At 62.3% G+C, this 20412-nt stretch carries 18 protein-coding genes; 13 read left to right on the plus strand and 5 right to left on the minus strand.

Features of this window, described 5'->3' with window-relative positions; all coding sequences use genetic code 11:
* Window positions 1-153: 153 nt before the first annotated feature.
* From ACUN0E_RS22765 to ACUN0E_RS22775, 3 genes are all read left to right on the plus strand, one after another.
* The gene (locus tag ACUN0E_RS22765) at window positions 154-2493 is read left to right on the plus strand and encodes an NADP-dependent malic enzyme (RefSeq protein WP_408231339.1); all 2340 of its coding nucleotides are present in this window, start codon (window positions 154-156) and stop codon (window positions 2491-2493) included.
* 417 nt (window positions 2494-2910) lie between these two features.
* The gene (locus ACUN0E_RS22770; RefSeq protein WP_408231342.1) at window positions 2911-3321 is read left to right on the plus strand and encodes a ribonuclease; all 411 of its coding nucleotides are present in this window, start codon (window positions 2911-2913) and stop codon (window positions 3319-3321) included.
* Between the two features lie 16 nt (window positions 3322-3337).
* Window positions 3338-3898, plus strand: a complete 561-nt coding sequence (locus tag ACUN0E_RS22775) for a barstar family protein (RefSeq protein ID WP_115783446.1) — start codon at window positions 3338-3340, stop codon at window positions 3896-3898.
* Window positions 3899-4142: 244 nt separating this feature from the next.
* Here the strand turns inward: ACUN0E_RS22775 and ACUN0E_RS22780 are convergent, their stop codons facing one another.
* The 3 genes from ACUN0E_RS22780 to speE all read right to left on the minus strand — a co-directional run bounded on the left by ACUN0E_RS22780 (window position 4143) and on the right by speE (window position 6326).
* On the minus strand, window positions 4143-4883 hold the full coding sequence (locus ACUN0E_RS22780; protein ID WP_408231348.1) for a 16S rRNA (uracil(1498)-N(3))-methyltransferase: 741 nt from the start codon (window positions 4881-4883) through the stop codon (window positions 4143-4145).
* Between the two features lie 19 nt (window positions 4884-4902).
* The gene (locus ACUN0E_RS22785) at window positions 4903-5316 is read right to left on the minus strand and encodes a VOC family protein (protein ID WP_172160109.1); all 414 of its coding nucleotides are present in this window, start codon (window positions 5314-5316) and stop codon (window positions 4903-4905) included.
* 113 nt (window positions 5317-5429) lie between these two features.
* Window positions 5430-6326, minus strand: coding sequence for a polyamine aminopropyltransferase (speE, locus tag ACUN0E_RS22790; RefSeq protein ID WP_445570504.1), 897 nt, complete (start codon window positions 6324-6326; stop codon window positions 5430-5432).
* 281 nt (window positions 6327-6607) lie between these two features.
* Between speE and tkt the strand changes: the two genes are divergently transcribed.
* Window positions 6608-8629 (plus strand): transketolase, encoded by a 2022-nt coding sequence (gene tkt, locus ACUN0E_RS22795; RefSeq protein ID WP_445568020.1) that lies wholly within the window; start codon window positions 6608-6610, stop codon window positions 8627-8629.
* A gap of 96 nt (window positions 8630-8725) precedes the next feature.
* Window positions 8726-9736, plus strand: coding sequence for a type I glyceraldehyde-3-phosphate dehydrogenase (gap, locus tag ACUN0E_RS22800; RefSeq protein WP_074282197.1), 1011 nt, complete (start codon window positions 8726-8728; stop codon window positions 9734-9736).
* Window positions 9737-9826: 90 nt separating this feature from the next.
* Here gap and ACUN0E_RS22805 read toward each other — a convergent pair whose 3' ends face one another.
* Complete coding sequence (locus ACUN0E_RS22805) at window positions 9827-10519, minus strand: FadR/GntR family transcriptional regulator (RefSeq protein WP_408231358.1); 693 nt, start codon at window positions 10517-10519, stop codon at window positions 9827-9829.
* Window positions 10520-10745: 226 nt separating this feature from the next.
* Between ACUN0E_RS22805 and ACUN0E_RS22810 the strand changes: the two genes are divergently transcribed.
* From ACUN0E_RS22810 to ACUN0E_RS22820, 3 genes are all read left to right on the plus strand, one after another.
* Window positions 10746-12074, plus strand: a complete 1329-nt coding sequence (locus ACUN0E_RS22810) for a C4-dicarboxylate transporter DctA (RefSeq protein WP_445568021.1) — start codon at window positions 10746-10748, stop codon at window positions 12072-12074.
* Window positions 12075-12207: 133 nt separating this feature from the next.
* Window positions 12208-13218 (plus strand): allantoicase, encoded by a 1011-nt coding sequence (alc, locus tag ACUN0E_RS22815; protein WP_408520648.1) that lies wholly within the window; start codon window positions 12208-12210, stop codon window positions 13216-13218.
* A gap of 14 nt (window positions 13219-13232) precedes the next feature.
* Window positions 13233-13745 (plus strand): ureidoglycolate lyase, encoded by a 513-nt coding sequence (locus tag ACUN0E_RS22820; protein WP_445568022.1) that lies wholly within the window; start codon window positions 13233-13235, stop codon window positions 13743-13745.
* A gap of 170 nt (window positions 13746-13915) precedes the next feature.
* Here ACUN0E_RS22820 and fur read toward each other — a convergent pair whose 3' ends face one another.
* Complete coding sequence (gene fur, locus ACUN0E_RS22825; RefSeq protein WP_325043456.1) at window positions 13916-14344, minus strand: ferric iron uptake transcriptional regulator; 429 nt, start codon at window positions 14342-14344, stop codon at window positions 13916-13918.
* A 158-nt stretch (window positions 14345-14502) separates the two neighbouring features.
* Between fur and ACUN0E_RS22830 the strand changes: the two genes are divergently transcribed.
* From ACUN0E_RS22830 to leuS, 5 genes are all read left to right on the plus strand, one after another.
* On the plus strand, window positions 14503-15333 hold the full coding sequence (locus ACUN0E_RS22830; RefSeq protein ID WP_445570505.1) for an outer membrane protein assembly factor BamE: 831 nt from the start codon (window positions 14503-14505) through the stop codon (window positions 15331-15333).
* Window positions 15334-15518: 185 nt separating this feature from the next.
* On the plus strand, window positions 15519-16316 hold the full coding sequence (gene dapB, locus ACUN0E_RS22835) for a 4-hydroxy-tetrahydrodipicolinate reductase (RefSeq protein WP_445568023.1): 798 nt from the start codon (window positions 15519-15521) through the stop codon (window positions 16314-16316).
* A gap of 77 nt (window positions 16317-16393) precedes the next feature.
* Window positions 16394-17104 (plus strand): MotA/TolQ/ExbB proton channel family protein, encoded by a 711-nt coding sequence (locus ACUN0E_RS22840; RefSeq protein WP_408510481.1) that lies wholly within the window; start codon window positions 16394-16396, stop codon window positions 17102-17104.
* Window positions 17105-17140: 36 nt separating this feature from the next.
* A complete protein-coding gene (locus ACUN0E_RS22845) occupies window positions 17141-17569 on the plus strand; it encodes an ExbD/TolR family protein (RefSeq protein ID WP_445568024.1) in 429 nt (142 codons plus the stop codon).
* 190 nt (window positions 17570-17759) lie between these two features.
* The gene (gene leuS / locus ACUN0E_RS22850) at window positions 17760-20351 is read left to right on the plus strand and encodes a leucine--tRNA ligase (RefSeq protein WP_445568025.1); all 2592 of its coding nucleotides are present in this window, start codon (window positions 17760-17762) and stop codon (window positions 20349-20351) included.
* The last annotated feature ends 61 nt before the right edge of the window (window positions 20352-20412 follow it).

Below are 20412 nucleotides of genomic sequence, written 5' to 3' on the forward strand. Positions count from 1 at the left end.
GTATGGACGTGCACGCGGGTAAACACTTGATCGGCGCTCAACTCCGATTTAATTCGTAGTCAACCCGAAGCAGGCGTCGCCGTCCTTTCGCTATGTTTCAGTCCCGGCAGTTGTACCCGTATTGAAGGAATTGAGCCGGCAATTGGGGCTACAATGCCGTCGAACATCTATTCTAATCCGCACTTCGAAGCCCGCCTTATGACGACTCCCGCCAATAGCAAACTCCGCGAAGCCGCTCTCGATTATCACGAGTTCCCGACTCCCGGGAAGATCGCAATCGCCCCGACCAAGCAGATGATCAACCAGCGCGACCTCGCGTTGGCGTACTCGCCGGGCGTCGCGTTCGCGTGTGAGGAAATCGTCGAAAACCCGCTGAATGCTGCACGTTTCACCGCGCGCAGCAACCTGGTCGGCGTCGTCACGAACGGCACCGCGGTGCTGGGTCTCGGCAACATTGGGCCGCTCGCCTCGAAGCCGGTCATGGAAGGCAAGGCCGTCCTGTTCAAGAAGTTCGCCGGTATCGACGTGTTCGATATCGAGCTGAACGAGTCCGATCCGCACAAGCTGGTCGAGGTGATCTGCGCGCTGGAACCGACCTTCGGCGGTATCAATCTTGAAGACATCAAGGCGCCGGACTGCTTCATCGTCGAACGCGAATGCCGCAAGCGCATGAAGATTCCGGTCTTCCACGACGACCAGCACGGCACGGCGATTGTCGTCGCGGCGGCCATCACCAATGGGTTGAAGGTGGTCGGCAAGGACATCAAGAAGGTCAAGCTGGTGTCGTCCGGCGCGGGCGCGGCAGCGCTAGCCTGTCTGGATCTGCTGGTCGACATCGGCCTGCCGCTCGAAAACATCACCGTCACCGACCTGGCCGGCGTGGTCTACAAGGGCCGCGTCGAACTGATGGACCCGGACAAGGAACGCTTCGCACGCGAAACCGACGCTCGCACGCTCGCCGAGGCGATCGGCGGCGCGGATATTTTCCTCGGTCTCTCGGCCGGCGGCGTGCTGAAGCAGGATATGGTCAAGCAGATGGCTGACAAGCCGCTGATTCTGGCTTTGGCCAACCCGACCCCGGAAATTCTGCCGGAACTGGCGCTCGAAGTGCGTCCGGACGCCGTGCTTTGCACGGGCCGCACCGACTACCCGAACCAGGTGAACAACGTGCTGGTGTTCCCGTTCCTGTTCCGCGGCGCGCTGGATACGGGCGCGACGACGGTGACGCGTGAAATGGAAATCGCGGCGGTCAATGCGATCGCCGAACTGGCACGCCAGGAGCAGAGCGATATCGTCGCGACTGCGTACGGTATCCAGGACCTGTCGTTTGGTCCGGAATATTTGATTCCGAAGCCGTTTGATCCGCGTCTGATCGTCAAGGTCGCGCCGGCGGTGGCGAAGGCGGCGATGGATTCGGGTGTCGCCGAGCGTCCGATCGAGGACATGGAAGCGTACGAACAGCATCTGCAGCAGTTCGTGTATCACAGCGGCACGACCATGAAGCCGATTTTCCAGCTGGCGCGTGGCGTCGAACCGGAGAAGAAGCGCATCGTGTTCGCGGAAGGCGAAGAAGAGCGCGTGTTGCGCGCCATGCAGATCATCGTCGACGAAAAGCTCGCGAAGCCGATCCTGATCGGCCGTCCGGCGGTGATCGAGCAGCGCATCGCGCGTTACGGTCTGCGTCTGGTCCCGGGGCAGGACTACACGGTCGTGAACACCGACCATGACGAGCGTTACCGCGACTTCTGGCAGGAATATCACAAGATGATGTCCCGCAAGGGCATCACCGAGCAGATGGCGAAGCTCGAAATGCGCCGCCGCACCACGCTGATCGGCGCGATGATGGTGGAGAAGGGCGAGGCGGACGGTATGATCTGCGGCACGGTGTCCACCACGCATCGCCACCTGCACTTTATCGATCAGGTGATCGGCAAGAAGGCCGGCGCGAAGGTCTACGCGGCAATGAACGCGCTGGTGTTGCCGAACCGTCAGATTTTCCTGGTCGATACGCACGTGAACGTTGATCCGACGCCGGAGCAATTGGCCGAGATCACGATCATGGCAGCCGAAGAAGTGCGCCGTTTCGGTATCGAACCGAAGGTCGCCCTGGTGTCGCATTCGAACTTCGGCTCGAGCAATGCGCCGACCGCGCAGAAAATGCGCGACACGCTGGCGATCCTGCGCGAGCGCGCGCCGGAACTGCAAGTGGACGGCGAAATGCACGGCGACCTCGCGCTCGACGCGAATCTGCGCCGCGAAGTGCTGCCCGACTCGACGCTCGAAGGTGACGCGAACCTGCTGGTGCTGCCGAACATCGACGCGGCCAACATCTCGTACAACCTGCTGAAGACCGCTGCGGGCAACAACATCGCGATTGGCCCGATGCTGCTCGGCGCGGCCAAGCCGGTGCACGTGCTGACGGCTTCGGCCACGGTTCGCCGAATCGTCAACATGACGGCGCTGCTGGTTGCCGACGTGATCGCGGCCCGCTGATTCTTGATTCGAAACTGAAGTACGGCGCCGCCTGACTGGGCGCCATGCAAAAAAAAGGCGTGCCTGCAACGGGCACGCCTGCGGGTGAACAGGGGATAGCCACCCTAAAAAGAGGCTGAATGAGACCATTCCGCCTCCGAGAGACTGCAGGACCGCAAGGCTTTCACTTCAGGGAATGGACTGCGCAATGAGCTGCCTAGGGGTTTGGGCTTGCTTCATTTGCTTCAATAAGTTAATTCTAGCTTGTACAAGCTAAATATTCTGTCAAAAGTCGTCAAAGCCCGTTCCGGGGCTCTTTCCCGCGCGATTGGAAGCTTCTGCCTGTCCGGCGCACGTTGATTCTGTGGGGTTTTAGCGATACCCTTACGACTTTCATGGTCGTCAAACTCGTGATCTAACAGCGGGGAACCTTGATTCATGGCACGCAAGTGGCGGCGCATTAAAGGCGTGCTGATCGGTGCTTTGACGCTCTGCGCTTTATCAGGCTCCGTGTCTGGCGCGTTTGCGCGCGACTACACGGCACCCGCCGATACGCAAGCACAGGGCACTATCGCGGCGGCGCAGTTACCACGCGAAGCGGTCAATACATTGAACTTGATTGCCGCGGGCGGGCCTTACCCGTATGAGAAGGACGGCATCGTATTCGGCAATCGCGAACGGTTGCTAGCGCCGCATCGGCGCGGCTATTACCACGAATACACCGTTCCCACGCCTCGCGCACGAAACCGCGGGGCGCGTCGCATCGTCTGCGGAGGTCCGGTACAGCGGATCGACAACTGCTACTACTCGGACGACCACTACACCAGTTTTAATCGTATTGTTGAATGACATCGGGATGAACGGCATGAGCGACAACGTCTACGCGCACGACTCCGGAGTCGCGACGGATCTTTTCGCGGCCGGCGACGGCAATTTGTTCCAGCGCGTCATGCGGATGCGCGCCGGCGACCAGGGCCGGGATAACCAGAGCGAAGCCAGCACTGTGCTTTCATCGAACGAGGAGCCCATGAGTCTTTTCAAGACCGTACGACCGAACATCGTACAGTCGATCCGCGCGTTTCGCGTGCAGGATCTAGCTGATGAAGCCAATCAACTCGGCCAGCATTTTCTGTACGCGTACTGCGCGAACGCCCAGTCCAAACAGGAAGTGCTGGAGACCATTGCTACGTCGTTCCTGTTTCCGAAGCATTTCGGCAAGAACTACGACGCGCTCTACGATTGCCTGACCGATCTGGTCCATAAAGCAGGCGCGCAGCCCGGCTTCGTGATCGTGCTCGAGCAACTGCCGGTCGCACAAAAATTCGACAAGGAAGGGCGCGAGACGCTCCTCGACGTGTTCCGCGAAGCGGCCGAGTTCTGGGCCGAGCGCAAGGTCGCGTTCCGGGTGTTTTACTCGTTTGCCTGAAATTTGCCGGGTGGTTGGTGCGGGCGGGTTGCCTGAGCGCCGCTTACCGCAGCAAAGGAAAGAGAAAGGCCCGCCAATTGGCGGGCCTTTGCTTTGGGCGCTTGAATCAGAGGCTTGGCTTCGAAGCCACCGTTTTATTTAGCCTGGCTTGGCTCCAAGGTTGAACAGCTTTACTAACGTAGCGTAGCGCTCGCCTGCCGTTCCGCTTATCAGGCTCAAGCCGGCCGCTGGCGTGCGCACCCCGTTACCAGGCGCCCCAGCGAGCTGCCAACGCCGAAAGCACCGCGATGCCCGCGGTTTCCGTGCGTAACACGCGCGGGCCGAGACCGACTGCGGTAAATCCATGGTCGGTCGCAGCGGCTTCTTCCGCAGCCGAAAAACCGCCTTCCGGGCCGACCAGCACAGTCACGCGCCCGAACGGCGGATTTGAGGGGAGTGCCGAAAAGCTGATGCTGGCGCGCGGCGACAGCAGAATGCGCATTTCGCCTTCTTCGGGGGTGCGAGGCAGCGCGCCGAGCCACGTGGCGATCTCGCGTACCGGCATCACTTCCGGCAAGCGATTGCGCCCGCACTGTTCACACGACGCGCGCACGATGCCCTGCCAGTGCACATGCCGCCGCTGCGCGCGTTCGCCGGAAAGACGCACGACGCTGCGCGTGGTGGTCAGCGGCACAAAACACGAGGCCCCCAGTTCGACTGCCTTCTCGATGAGCCAGTCCATCTTGTCGCCGCCGGCAATGCCCTGCGCGAGGGTAAGGTGATACGGCGCTTCCACTTCAATATTGCGGAATTCGTGAATTCTCACTTTGGCTGAGCGGCGTTCGACCTCGACGAGTTCGGCGCTGTATTCGCCGCCTTCGCCGTTGAAAAGCACGATCGAATCACCGGGCTGCAAACGCAGCACGAGGATGTGGCGCGTGACGTCATCGGGTAACTGCATGATGTCGTCGGGCTTGAGAGGCGTACCGACGAAGAAGCGAGGCATCAAAAAAATACTCATTGGTTCAGGAAAGGTGGCGAGCGAGCGCCCAACGGTAGCCGTCCAGATCTTCGACCTGGGCAAACCGGTCGCCCCAGAACTGATCCTGTGGCTCGCTCAGCGATTTTGCGCCGGCGGCTAGCGCCCGCGTGTAAACCGCGTCGACATCGTCGACATAGACATAAAACGATTGCGGCGCAATCGCGCCCGCGCTTTTGGGTGTTTTCGCCGCCGAGCCGAACGCGCCTTCCGGCGCGAACATCACGATCAGCTGGCCTTGATAGGTCATCTCAACATGCATGACGACACCGTCGTCCTGGACGCTATCGCGTTCTTCGAAGCCGAATGCCGCTTCGAAAAACGCAGTCGCGGCACGCGCGTCGCGCACCGTCAGATAAGGGGTCAACCAGGGCACACCGGCTGGGCGGGAGGCGGTCATGGGGTTCTCCGGATCTATGGGTTTGCGGGATGCATGCTGCGAGGCCAGGTGGGCGGTTGCATATCGATACACCGATAGCGCGCGCCGACCGAACCGTGCATTTTGCCCACGCGTTAGCTTGATGGCTTTAAGAATTGACTTAGTTTATCGCGCACTGACCGGGATGCCGAGAACAGTCCGACATGCAGGGCCGGGTCGTAGTGCTTCAGTGAGTCGATTCGACGCGCGGCAAATTGCCCTGTGAGTGCTTCGGCGGTGAGGGCGGCGGGATCGAGCGTGTCGCTGGCGGTCGCCATCATCCAGAGCGAGCCGTAGAGCGGGATGAACGTGCTCATCGTGCGCACGATGCTGAACGCATCGCGCAGATCGTCGAGCAGGCCGGCAATGCGCTCCGGGTGAAAATAGGGAGAGCCGAGGTGAAGCGAGAGCGCGGCGGTCGGACTCATGACGCGCTTGAGCTGCATGTAGAAGTCCGACGTGTATAGGCCCGCGGCGGGAGAGTCTGGCGGCGTCAGGTCGAAGACGACGAGATCGAACTGCGCTGTGGCCGAGGCTTCCATCTCCGCCCCGACAGCCCTCGCGACGTAATCCGCAGCGTCGCCGATCACCAGTTCGACGCGCGGATCGTCGAAAGCACCGCCGTGCACCTCGGGCAGATACTCGCGGGTCATGCGCAAGACTTCGGCATCGAGCTCCGCCACCACGATCCGCTCGATGCCCGGGTGCTTCAGCAATTGCCGCGCGGCACCGCCGTCGCCGCCGCCCAGCACCAACGCAGTTTTCGGCGAAGGGTGCGCCAGAGCGGCCGGATGCACCATGCATTCGTGGTAGATGAACTCGTCGCCGGTGGAGGTCATCGGGCGTCCGTCGAGCGTAAACAGCCGGCCGAGCTGCGGCGTGTCCCATACCTCGATACGCTGGTAGGGCGAATCGACGCGCGCAAGCCGCCGCGCATTCGGAAATCCGTAGACTGCGTCGGCGGTGGGCTGGAACAGCAGAGGAGCGCTCACGGATGGCAGGCTCCGGCAGGAGCACGGTGGGTTCAGGTTGCCCAATTGTAAAGGGCAGAAGCGCCGCGCGGCCCCGCCGAGCATGCCTCGCCACACAAGCAGGCGGCTTTCCGCGCGGGGCGTGGGTCAACGTTCTGTTAGAATGTCACGCTTTCAGCCTTGTCCGTTTGCTCTGCCCGTTTCGCGTCTCCTGGCGCCGCACCGTGCGCCGAAGTGGACTGGCATTCGAGCATCCGGGCCTCAAGCGCGCACCGCTTTCTGACTCTGTCTCCGGACTCGACATGACGACCCCGTCTCCCGCACCCACCTCCCTGATGGCTAACGCAATCCGCGCGTTGTCCATGGATGCTGTTCAAAAAGCGAATTCCGGCCACCCCGGCATGCCGATGGGCATGGCCGAAATCGGCGTGGCCTTGTGGTCGCGTCATCTGCGTCACAATCCGAAGAACCCGCAGTGGGCCGATCGCGACCGTTTCGTTCTGTCGAACGGCCACGGCTCGATGCTGCTGTACTCGCTGCTGCACCTGACCGGCTACGATCTGCCGATCGAAGAGCTGAAGAACTTCCGCCAGATGCATTCGAAGACGCCGGGCCACCCGGAATACGGCATCACGCCGGGCGTCGAAACGACCACCGGCCCGCTCGGCCAGGGTCTCGCGAATGCGGTCGGCATGGCGCTCGCCGAATCGTTGCTTGCAACCGAATTCAACAAGCCTGACGCGAAGATCGTCGACCACCACACGTACGTGTTCGTGGGCGACGGCTGCCTGATGGAAGGCATCTCGCACGAGGCCTGCTCGCTCGCGGGCGTGCTGAAGCTGAACAAGCTGATCGCGTTCTACGACGACAACGGCATTTCGATCGACGGCGAAGTGGTGAACTGGTTCCACGACGACACGCCGAAGCGCTTCGAAGCGTACGGCTGGAACGTGATTCCGAACGTGGTCGGCCACGACGTCGACGCGGTCGACGCGGCAATCAAGCAAGCCAAGCTGTCGGACAAGCCGACGCTGATCTGCTGCAAGACCGTGATCGGCGAAGGCGCGCCGACCAAGGCCGGCAGCCACGATTCGCACGGCTCGCCGCTCGGCGACAAGGAAATCGCGGCGACGCGTGAAAAGATTGGCTGGAAGTGGGAGCCGTTCGTGATCCCGCAAGAAGTCTATGCAGCGTGGGACGCGAAGGAAGCGGGCGCGCGCATCGAGTCCGAGTGGGACAAGGCATTCGCCGCTTATGCAGCGAAGTATCCGCAGGAAGCGGCTGAATTCACGCGCCGTGACGCGAAGCAATTGCCCGCAGACTGGAAGGAAAAGGCGAAGGCCATCATCGCCGGCGCGAACGAGCGCGCGGAAACCATCGCGACGCGCAAGGCATCGCAGCAGGCTATCGAAGGTTTGTCGGCCGTGCTGCCGGAACTGCTCGGCGGTTCCGCCGATCTGACCGGTTCGAACCTGACCAACTGGAAGGCCGCCAAGCCGGTGCGTGTTAACGCTGAAGGCAAGGCTGCCGGCAACTACGTCAACTACGGCGTGCGCGAATTCGGCATGAGCGCCGCGATCAACGGCATTGCGCTGCATGGTGGCTTCAAGGCCTTCGGTGGCACGTTCCTGACGTTTTCGGACTACAGCCGCAACGCGTTGCGCGTCGCCGCGCTGATGAAGGCCCCGTCGATCTTCGTGTTCACGCACGACTCGATCGGTCTGGGCGAAGACGGTCCGACTCACCAGTCGATCGAACACGTCGCGAGCCTGCGTCTGATCCCGAATCTGCAAGTGTGGCGCCCGGCCGATACGGTCGAAACGGCGGTGGCCTGGACCCATGCGGTCGAGCATCATGGCCCGTCGTGCCTGATCTTCAGCCGTCAGAACCTGCCGTTCTCGGCGCGCACGGACGCGCAGATCGCCAACATCGAGAAGGGCGGTTACGTGCTGCGCGACTGGAATGACGAGATTGTCGCGCGCAAGATCATTCTGATCGCCACCGGTTCGGAAATCGAACTGGCGTTGAACGCGGTCGAGCCGCTGGCTCGCGAAGGCATCGCGGCACGTGTCGTGTCGATGCCGTCGACCACCGTGTTCGACAAGCAGGACGCCGAATACCGCGAGCGCGTGCTGCCGCACGGCGTGCGCCGCGTCGCGATCGAAGCCGGTGTCACGGATTTCTGGCGCAAGTACGTGGGTCTGGAAGGCGGCGTGGTCGGCATCGACACGTTCGGAGAATCGGCCCCGGCTGGCGTGCTGTTCAAGCATTTCGGCTTCACCGTCGAGCACGTGGTAGAGACGGCAAAAGCCGCACTCGGCTGACCTTCGGTAAGCGCGGCCGCGTGTACCCCACGCGCGGTTGCGCCGGAAGGACAGACGAACATGGACGATTTTTTTTCAGCCATCAGGAGATAGACCATGACGATTCGCGTCGCAATCAACGGCTACGGCCGGATCGGCCGCAACACGCTGCGCGCCTTCTATGAAAACGGCAAGAAGCACGATATCGAAATCGTCGCCATCAACGATCTTGGCGATGCCAAGACCAACGCTCACCTGACGCAATACGACACCGCGCACGGCAAGTTCCCGGGCGAAGTGTCGGTGGACGGCGACTACCTGGTTGTCAACGGCGACAAGATCCGCGTGCTGGCGAACCGTAACCCGGCCGAACTGCCGTGGGGCGAGCTGAACGTCGACATCGTGCTGGAATGCACGGGCTTTTTCACGACCAAGGAAAAAGCGAGCGCGCACATCAAGGGCGGCGCAAAGAAGGTGATCATCTCGGCGCCGGGCGGTAAAGACGTCGACGCAACGATCGTCTATGGCGTGAACCACCATGTGCTGAAGGCATCGGACACGGTGATTTCGAACGCATCGTGCACGACCAACTGCCTGGCGCCGCTCGTCAAGCCGCTGAACGACAAGATCGGTCTCGTGAATGGTCTGATGACCACGATCCACGCGTACACGAACGACCAGGTTCTGACGGACGTGTATCACGAAGATCTGCGCCGCGCGCGTTCGGCCACGCACAGCCAGATCCCTGCCAAGACCGGCGCCGCGTCGGCGGTCGGTCTCGTGATGCCGGAACTGAACGGCAAGCTCGACGGTTACGCGATTCGCGTCCCGACGATCAATGTGTCGATCGTCGACCTGTCGTTCATCGCAGCGCGCGATACGACGGTTGAGGAAGTCAACGCGATCATGAAGGAAGCATCGGAAGGCTCGCTCAAGGGCATCCTCGGCTACAACACGGCGCCGCTGGTGTCGATCGACTTCAACCACAACCCGGCTTCGTCGACGTTCGACTCCACGCTGACCAAGGTGTCGGGCCGTCTGGTGAAGGTGTCGAGCTGGTACGACAACGAATGGGGCTTCTCGAACCGCATGCTGGACACGGCTGTGGCGCTGGCCAACGCGAAGTAAGCTGGTGTTTTAGCTCAGTGTGCCGCTGCTGCCGGCCTTGGCCGGTGGCAGGGCAACGGCCAGGAAAAACCGCTCTTCGGAGCGGTTTTTTTACGCCTGCGGTATCGGAAAGTAGACGCCGGCGCGCTGCGCGGCGTTCGAGATATGGGTTTCGATTGCTTTGCCGGCGGCGGCGGAATCACGCGCCTTAAGCGCGTCGAGAATTGCCCGGTGTTCGGTGTAGGTAGACAGCACCAGCTCGCGCCGGTAGAACGGCATTCGCTGGCTTTCCTTCATGATGTCCGCGCTACTGCTCAGGATCGACTCGATCGCCGCGTTGCCCGCGATGCTCACAATGCGCATGTGGAAGTCGTAGTCGAGGCGGGCGGCTTCGTCGAGTTCGTCGCAGGCGAGCGCCGTCTGCATGGCGGTGATGTTGTCTTCGAACCAGGCGAGGTCGGAATCGCTGACAGCCAGTGCCGCCATGCGCGCGATAAAACCTTCCAGCGCGAAGCGCATCTGGTACGTGTCCGGCAGCGACGACTGCTCCGCGAAGCGCCACGATTGCGCGGCCGTGGCTTGCGCACTTTCCACATACACGCCCTTACCGGGGCGGATGATCAGCAGACCGAGCGCTTCAAGCGTTGAGAGCGCCTCGCGCAGCGATGCGCGGCTGATCGCCAGTTCTTCGGAGAGCTGACGCTGCGCCGGCAACAAACTACCCACCGGATAGACGCCCGCTTCGATCCGTTCGCGGATGGTCGCGATGGCGGCATCAGTGACGGTATGCGGAACGTTTCTCATCGTGGCTCACTCGGGTGCGCGGTCTGACCAGCATTGTAGTACGCGTTCTGAACGCTCGTACGGGCGTCGTTACGCATGCACAATCCGGCCCCGAAACGCGAAGAAAAAGACGGGTAAACACTGTGTTTTGAATCCTTGACGTCAGTATATCGGCTTCCTACTATTTGCCATAACAGTACTGGTCGGACCAGTCTGAACAGATGCGAATCGTAACCAGGAGGAAGCCGTGTTGAAATTTTTCAATTCGCTGTTTGGCCGGGTCGTCATAGCGCTGGTCGCGGGCATCGTGATCGGCGCCGCGTTTCCGCATTTCGCGCAATCGTTGCGCCCGCTCGGCGACGGTTTTCTCAAGCTGATCAAGATGGTGATCGGCCCGATCGTCTTCTGCGTGGTGGTGAGCGGCATGGCGCATGCCGGTGATCTGCGCAAAGTCGGCCGCGTCGGATTGAAGGCGGTGATCTACTTCGAGGCCATGACGACGATTGCGCTCGTGATCGGCGCGGTGCTGGCCTACGCAACGCGGCCTGGCGTCGGCATGAACATCAACCTGCATTCGCTCGATCCCGCTTCGTTGTCGACCTACACCGAGAACGCGAAGAGCCTCAAGGACACGGCTGGTTTTCTGCTGAAAATCATCCCCGACACGGCGATCAGCGCATTCGCAACCGGCGACATTTTGCAGATCCTCGTGTTTTCGGTGCTGTTCGGCTCGGCGCTATCGCTGCTGGGCAATAAGGCGCAGCGCGTGAGCAGCCTGATCGACGAGCTTTCGCAGGTGTTTTTCCGTGTCATGGGTTTCATCATCAAGCTCGCGCCGCTCGGCGTGCTCGGTGCGATCGCATTCACGACCGGCACCTATGGCGTCGAGTCGCTCAAGCAACTCGGCATGCTCGTGCTGGTGTTCTATGCGAGCTGCTTCGTGTTCGTGGCGGTCGTGCTGGGCGTGGTGATGCGGCTGGCCGGCTTCAGCATCTTCAAGTTGATCCGCTATCTGCGCGAAGAACTGTCGATCGTGCTTGGCACGGCTTCGTCCGATGCCGTGCTGCCGCAGATCATGCGCAAACTCGAATGGATGGGCGTCAAGGATTCGACCGTCGGTCTCGTGATTCCGACCGGCTACTCCTTCAATCTCGATGGCTTCTCCATCTATCTGACGCTTGCGGTGATCTTCATCGCGCAGGCCACCAATACGCCGCTGTCGATCCACGATCTGATCGTGGTGGTGCTGGTATCGCTGGTGACGTCGAAGGGCGCGCACGGCATTCCCGGCTCGGCGATCGTGATTCTGGCGGCGACGCTGTCCGCGATTCCGGCGATCCCCGTGCTCGGCCTCGTGCTGATTCTCCCGGTCGACTGGTTCGTCGGCATTGCCCGCGCGCTGACCAACCTGATCGGCAATTGCGTCGCAACGGTGGTGGTCGCCGTGTGGGAAAACGATATCGACCGGGCGCGCGCCCATCGCGTGCTGAACCGTGACGAGGCGATGCGCTATGTGCCCGCCGGCGAAGACGCTGGCGCCGAACCCGCCGCCGGCGAACACGCACCAGCCGTCTGACCAGGCGCGACCACGTTGCCCTGTGGTCAGACCCATCACCATTCATCAGCGCGCCCACGCAGCGCGCGTTCTGCCCCGGCGGACGCGTTGACTCCGCCGGCTCTTCCTCACTTTTCGTCGTCTGACTGAGACTATGGCTAATCCGATCCTCGACCCCAATGCCCCCGCTTTCACCCGTCGCTACATGAACCTCGCCGACCCGCGTCTGGGCGCGCAGGCACTCCACGCGAGCGACGAGTTCTTCGCGCCGAAAGAACGCATGCTCGAACCGCAGCCGGCCGTGTTCATCCCGGGCAAGTACGACGACCACGGCAAATGGATGGACGGCTGGGAAACGCGCCGCAAGCGGACCACCGGCCACGACTACTGCGTGATCCGGCTCGCGCGGCCAGGCGTCGTTCATGGCGTTGATCTGGACACGAGCCACTTCACCGGCAACTTCCCGCCGGCTGCTTCAATCGACGCGTGCTACGTGGACGGCGACGTTCCGCCGGACAACGCCGACTGGCAAACGCTGGTTCCGGCCACCACGCTGCAGGGCAACCACCATCATTACGTCGAAGTGACCGACGCCCGCGCCTTCACCCATCTGCGCGTGAATCTGTATCCGGACGGCGGTCTCGCGCGTCTACGCGTGTACGGCCAGCCGAAGCGCGACTGGGAGCGCGTCGAGCGCGGCACGCTGCTGGATCTCGCCGCGATCGAAAACGGCGCGTACCTCGTCGCCGCGAACAACCAGCATTTCGGGCCGGCCTCGCAGATGCTGATGCCGGGCCGCGGCGTCAATATGGGCGACGGCTGGGAAACGCGACGCCGTCGCGAGCCGGGCAACGACTGGGCGATCGTCGCGCTCGCGCGGCCGGGCGTGATTCGCAAGATCGAAGTGGATACGGCGCATTTCAAGGGCAATTACCCCGACCGCTGTTCGCTGCAGGCTGCCGCGGTGACAGGCGGCACGGACGATTCCCTCGTCACGCAGGCGATGTTCTGGCCGGTGCTGCTCGGCGAACAGAAACTACAGATGGACCACGTGCACACGTTCGCGGACGACATCGCGTCCCTCGGGCCAGTGACACACGTGCGTTTCAATATCTTCCCGGATGGCGGTGTGTCGCGCCTGCGCTTGTGGGGCGAGATCGCATAAACGGAGCCGCGTCGATGAAAACCTTGCACTTGGAACGTTTGACGCGTGCGGCCTTCGCGTCGTTCGGCGACGTCATCGAACTGGACGGCGCGCGTCATTTTCCGATCAATGGCGGCACGACCGAGCGCTATCACGACCTCGCAAACGTCGACGTGACGGAAACCGGCGGCCGGCCGCTGATCAATCTGTTTCGGGCGCAACCGCGCGCGCTGCCGATCGAAATCACGATGATGGAGCGGCATCCGTTGGGCAGCCAGGCTTTCATTCCCTTAACGGCGTGCCGCTATCTGGTGGTCGTGGCGCCGGCGGGCGAATTCGATCCGGCACACATGCGGGCGTTCTGGAGCGACGGCTGGCAGGGCGTGAACTACGCGAAAGGTGTTTGGCACCATCCGCTGCTCGCGCTCGATCGGGTGAGCGATTTTGTGGTGGTGGATCGTGGCGGCGAGCAGCCCAACTGCGACGAGTTGTCGTTGGCCGGGCCCTGGCGGTTGCTGTTTGAGGCGAGCGTCGAGTTGGCGGAGTAGGCCTGCGTCGCCATGTGGCGGCAGCGCCGCACATGCGACGAGGCGCCGGCGTCCTGGAGCGGCCGCAGCGCCGCATCCATAAAAAAACCCGGCCGATTTTCATCGGCCGGGTTTTTCGTTGCTCACTGAGCCGCGCACCCCGACGCGGCCGGCATCGCACTGATTCAACCTTAGTGCTTGCGATGCGGGCAATTCTCCTTGGTACACGCGCCGTACAGCGCTAACGCATGTTCCTGAAGCTTGAAGCCGCGGTCTTTCGCGATGGATTGCTGACGGCTCTCGATTTCGGAGTCGAAAAACTCTTCGACGAGCCCGCAGTCGAGGCAAACGAGGTGGTCGTGATGCGACCCTTCGTTCAACTCGAACACCGCTTTGCCCGATTCGAAATTGCTGCGCGAGAGCAGACCGGCCTGCTCGAACTGCGTCAGCACGCGATACACGGTTGCCAGGCCGATATCGAGTTCTTCGTGCAACAGGTTGCGGTAGACGTCTTCTGCAGTCAGGTGACGCACTGGGCTATGCTGGAAAATCTCAAGGATTTTGAGGCGCGGAAGGGTCGCCTTGAGCCCGATATTCTTGAGATCGGTTGGATTGGTCATGACAAGGGATCCCTAGAGTACAATGCTGGGCTCTCATAGTAATGTGTTTTTGCCGTTCTGGTCATCTTCGATGGAATGAAACTCGCGCGGCTCGTCAACGGGCCCGCACGGTGAGTGAAATGATTTCAAAATCTCAATTGATCTACCGGGGGAGCCGCATGCGGGGTACCTTGATCGCTGTTGCGACTGTCGCGGTTCTTGCCGGGTGTTCCACTTACGACAGCCTGACGCAGCGCGTTGCCCAAAGTATTACGCCGTACCGTATTACGGTGGTGCAAGGGAATTTCGTCTCGAAAGAAGCGGCGGCGCAGATGCAGGCCGGCATGTCGCGTGCGCAGGTGAAGCAGTTGCTCGGCACGCCTTTGCTGACCGACATGTTCCATGCGGACCGCTGGGACTACGTGTTCTATTTCAAGCGCGGCTCGACTAACGTCGTGCAGCAGCGCGACTTCGTGGTCATGTTTGCGGGCGACCGTGTCGCCAGCTGGTCGGGTGGCGAAGATCTGCCGTCCAACTTGGAGTTGCTGGCGGAAATCGACGGTGACAAGCTCGGCAAGAAGAAAGCCGCCGTGCCGAACGTGGCAAGCGCTGCAACTGGCGCCAGCGCGCCGGTGGCCGCCGCGCCGGCTGCCGTGGACACCACGCGCTCGCCGTCTGTCGATGGCGCCGCTGCAGCGGCCGTGCCGTCAACGGACGCCAACGCCGAAGCCGCGCAGGCCGCCAACCGGCTGACCAACGCGGTGCAATCACCGTCGGGGAGGGCGCAGTCGTCGGTACGTTCTTCGGCGCCGACCGCGAATGGCGGCGGTATTCCGTCGCAGGGTCCAACCTCCGCTGGGCAACCGCAGTTCCAGTTCCATCGTCCTCCTCCGCCGCAAGTTCCGGGCACGCAGGACAATCCGGTGGGCCCGACTGGCCCGCAAAGCAGCGGCGGCCCGACGTTGAACGCACCGCTGACCGCTTCGCCGGCTTCGGGAACGGGCGACTAATCGCGCTGTCCCTGTCTTAAGACGGGCGCTGCACACGGGCAACGCGCCGTGTGCAGCGCCCGTCAGCCTTTCTGCTATACCTGTGCAGGTTGTTGCTGTTTCTGTATGCGCGGCGCCCGGGTGTGCTGCCCGCCGCCGTTTTTGCCCGCATTTGCCGGGTTTTGCCTTTTCGAACCCTCGTAGCCATGAAAATTGCCATTGCTGGCGCATCGGGCCGTATGGGCCGGATGCTCATCGAAACCGTTCTCAACGACTCCGGCGCCACGCTGTCCGGCGCGCTCGACCGTGCGGACTCCCCGCAACTGGGCCAGGACGCCGGCGCGTTTCTTGGCAAACAGACGGGCGTGCTGCTGACGGATGACATCGAACGCGTGTTCGCCGAATCCGACTACCTGATCGACTTCACGCGCCCCGAAGGCACGCTGATGCATCTGGAAGCCGCGCAGCGCCACGACGTCAAAATGGTGATCGGCACGACCGGCTTCGACAACGAGCAGAAAGCGCAGCTGCGGGCCGCGGCGGACAAGATCGCCATCATGTTTTCGTCCAACATGAGCGTGGGCGTCAATGTCACGCTGAAGCTGCTCGAATACGCCGCGAAGCATTTCGCGACCGGCTACGACATCGAGATCATCGAGGCGCATCACCGTCACAAGATCGACGCGCCCTCCGGCACCGCGCTGACCATGGGCGAAGTGATCGCCAGCGCGCTCGGCCGTAATCTCGACGACTGCGCCGTCTACAGCCGCGAAGGCGTGACCGGCGAACGCGATCCGTCCACGATCGGCTTTTCGGCGATTCGCGGCGGCGACATCGTTGGCGACCATACGGTGCTGTTCGCGGGCATCGGCGAGCGCATCGAAATCACGCACAAATCGGCGAGCCGCCTGTCGTATGCGCAAGGCGCGCTTCGTGCTGTCCGTTTCCTCGAAGGCCACAAGAACGGCTTCTTCGATATGCAGGACGTGCTCGGCCTGCGTTGAGCGTGTCACGGGGCCGGTTGCGGCCCCGCTTTGCTTCTTTGTAGCCCCCTGTAATCACTTTCCAATGGCGAGGTCAGATGGCAGGCAGCAGCGGCATCATCCATTACCTGGAAACCAGCGACGCGATCACGCATGGCGTCGCGTACGTGTTACTGGCTATGTCGATTGCGAGCTGGTGCTTTCTGATCGTCAAAAGCTGGATCCTCACGCGCGCCAAACGCCAGGCCACGCCGGCGATTGCGCAATTCTGGCAGGCGTCGACGTTATCGGACGGCGTCGCGGCATTGAAGCGCGTGGACCGCGAGCGCGTCTTCACGCCGCTCGCCGAGGCCGCGCTGCATGCAGCCGAAGTGGACATCCCCGGCGCGCTGCTCGCGCGTGTCGAGCGCGGCGAACGGGTGCTGAGAGCGCTGCGTCACGCGCTCAACGCGTCGCAGCGGCGGCTCGAGTTCGGCCAGGTGCTGCTGGCCTCTGTCGGCAGCACTGCGCCGTTCGTCGGCCTGTTAGGCACCGTTTGGGGCATCTATCACGCGCTCGGCAGTATCGCGGCGAGCGGTCAGGCGCAAATCGAAAACGTGGCGGGTCCAGTCGGCGAGGCGCTAATCATGACGGCCTTTGGCCTCGTGGTCGCGATTCCGGCGGTGCTCGCCTATAACGTGCTCGGACGCCTGGTGCGGCAGTTGACGGAAGAACTCGACGGCTTCGCGCACGATCTGCACGCCTATGTGTGCGCGCCGGCGGATCAGCCACGGCCCCAGCCTCAGCAAGCCCAGGCACGGACCTACTAAGCGCAGCGCTGCGGCTAGAAGAGAGAAGGAGGCGACATGGCATTCGGCGGACTCGAGAAAAAGCAGACGGCCGCGCCGATGGCCGAGATCAACATGACGCCGTTGATCGACGTGATGCTCGTGTTGCTGGTAATTTTTATCATTACCGCGCCTTTATTCACGCACGCGATCCGGCTCGATCTGCCCAAAGTCGCGGCAGCGCCCGCGCGGCAAACGCCGCAAACCATTTCTCTTTCAATCGATGCCGCCGGTAAGCTGTACTGGAACGGCAACGTCATCACGCTGCAGCAAATGCGCGCGCAATTCGCGGAGGCGAGCAAACAGGCCGACCAGCCTGAGATCCAGTTGCGCGCCGAGCGCTCCACGCGCTACGAGGTGATCGCGCAGGTGATGGGCGCGGCGCAGCAGGCCGGGCTCGAGCGGATCGGCTTCGTCACCGACCCGCCGCCGGGCGCGAAGCCATAGCGTCGCCGGCGATACCGCGCCTGCTCGGGCGCAACCCGTCGCCCCCCGCGCAGCACGCCGCGCGGCGCACCCGTCAGCGAACGGTATAATCAGCCCTTTCCCCCGCAGAAGGGGAAACGACGCCATTTCATCCAGCAGAGCACCAAAGCGGCCGGTGCGAAAGCACCGAACCCAGCGATTCCATCACACCATGCACGAAAAATACGTTCCCTCCGACGTCGAAGCCGCAGCGCAAGGGCAATGGCGCGCCATCGACGCGTACAAGACGTCGGAAACCACCGACAAACCCAAGTTCTATTGCGTGTCGATGCTGCCGTACCCGTCGGGCAAGCTGCACATGGGGCACGTGCGTAACTACACGATCAACGACGTGATGTACCGCTATCTGCGGATGAACGGCTACAACGTGCTGATGCCGATGGGTTGGGACGCGTTCGGCATGCCGGCGGAAAACGCGGCAATGGCCAACAACGTGCCGCCCGCGAAGTGGACCTACGACAACATCGCTTACATGAAGAAGCAGATGCAGTCGATGGGCCTCGCGATCGACTGGTCGCGCGAAGTCGCGACCTGCAGTCCCGATTACTACAAATGGAACCAGTGGCTGTTCCTGAAGATGCTCGAAAAGGGCATCGCGTACAAGAAAACCGGTACCGTCAACTGGGATCCGGTCGATCAGACCGTGCTCGCCAACGAGCAGGTGATCGACGGCCGCGGCTGGCGTTCGGGCGCGCTGATCGAAAAGCGTGAAATCCCGATGTACTACATGCGCATCACGCAGTATGCGGATGAACTGCTGAACGACCTCGAAGGCCTCGGCTGGCCCGAGCGCGTCAAGATCATGCAGCAGAACTGGATCGGCAAAAGCTTCGGCGTGAACTTCGGTTTCCCGTATGAAATCGACGGCGAACAGAAGCTGTTGCGTGTGTTCACCACGCGTGCCGACACGATCATGGGCGTGACTTTCTGCGCGGTCGCCGCCGAGCATCCGCTCGCCACGCGTCTCGCCAAAGACAAGCCGGAACTGCAGGCTTTCATTGAAGAATGCAAGCGCGGTGGTGTCGCTGAAGCCGACGTCGCGACGATGGAAAAGAAGGGCATGGCCACGGGCTTCACCGTCACGCATCCGCTGACGCAGGAACAGGTCGAAGTGTGGATCGGCAACTACGTGCTGATGAGCTACGGCGAAGGTGCCGTGATGGGCGTGCCCGCGCACGACGAGCGCGATTTCGCGTTCGTGAAGAAATACGGCCTGCCGATCAAGCAGGTGGTCGCCATTGAAGGCAAGGAATACTCGACCAATGCCTGGCAGGAATGGTACGGCGACAAGACCGGCACGCTGATCAATAGCGGCAAGTACGACGGCCTCAATTACACGGACGCGGTTGACCAGATCGCCGCTGACCTGAAAGAGCTCGGCCTCGGCGACAAGCAGATCACGTGGCGTCTGCGTGACTGGGGCGTGTCGCGCCAGCGCTACTGGGGCACGCCGATTCCGATCATCCATTGCCCGACGTGCGGCGACGTGCCGGTGCCGGAAAAAGATCTGCCGGTCGTGCTGCCGGAAGACCTCGTGCCGGACGGCACGGGCAACCCGCTTGCGAAGTCTGAAGCGTTCGTGAACTGCGCCTGCCCGACTTGCGGCGGCGCGGCCAAACGCGAAACCGACACGATGGACACCTTCGTCGATTCGTCGTGGTACTTCTACCGCTACGCGGCGCCGGACGCGAAGACCATGGTCGACGAGCGCACCGATTACTGGGCGCCGATGGATCAGTACATCGGTGGCATCGAGCACGCGATTCTGCACCTGTTGTACTCGCGCTTCTGGGCGAAGGTGATGCGCGATATGGACCTGATCAAGTTCGGCGAGCCGGCCAAGAACCTGCTCACGCAGGGCATGGTGCTCAACGAAACCTATTACCGTGAAAGCGAAGCGGGTAAGAAGACCTGGTACAACCCGGCCGATGTCACCGTCTCGTTCGACGACAAAGGCCGCCCGGCCGGTGCCGTGTTGAACGCGGACGGCCAGCCGGTGGTACTCGGCGGCGTCGAGAAGATGTCGAAGTCGAAGAACAACGGCGTCGATCCGCAATTGCTGATCGATCAACACGGCGCGGACACCGCGCGTTTGTTCGTCATGTTCGCGGCCCCCCCTGAGCAGCAGCTCGAATGGTCGGGTTCGGGCGTGGAAGGCGCGAGCCGCTTCCTGCGCCGCGTCTGGAGCTTCGGTCACGCGAACGAAGCGGCGCTGCGCGCAGGCGGCAAGTTCGACGCCGCGCAACTCGGCGAAGTCGACAAGGTGCTGCGCCGCGAGATCTACAGCGTGCTGAAGCAGGCCGACTTCGACTACCAGCGCTTGCAGTACAACACGGTGGTGTCGGCGGCGATGAAGATGCTCAACGCGCTCGACAGCGCGAAGGGCGCACAACCGGCCGTGCTGCGCGAGACTTACAGCGTGATGCTGCGCGTGCTGTATCCGGTCGTGCCGCATCAGACGTTCCAGTTGTGGCAGGAACTCGGTTACGCCGACGAATTCGGCTCGCTGCTTGACGCGGCATGGCCGAAGGTCGACGAGCAGGCGCTGGAGCAAGCCGAGATCGAACTCGTGCTGCAAGTGAACGGCAAGGTACGCGGCGCGCTCACGGTGGCGAAAGATGCCTCCCGTGACGCGATTGAAAAGCTCGCTGCCGCTCATGAGGCGGTCGAGAAGTTCAGCGAAGGCAGGGCACCGAAGAAGATCGTCGTGGTGCCGGGCCGTCTCGTGAACGTGGTCGTTTGACAGTTTTGACAGCCCACCAGAACATGACAGCAGACAAGCGGCGCTGCGCGCGGCGGCGCTT

The organism is Paraburkholderia sp. D1E (assembly GCF_052682275.1).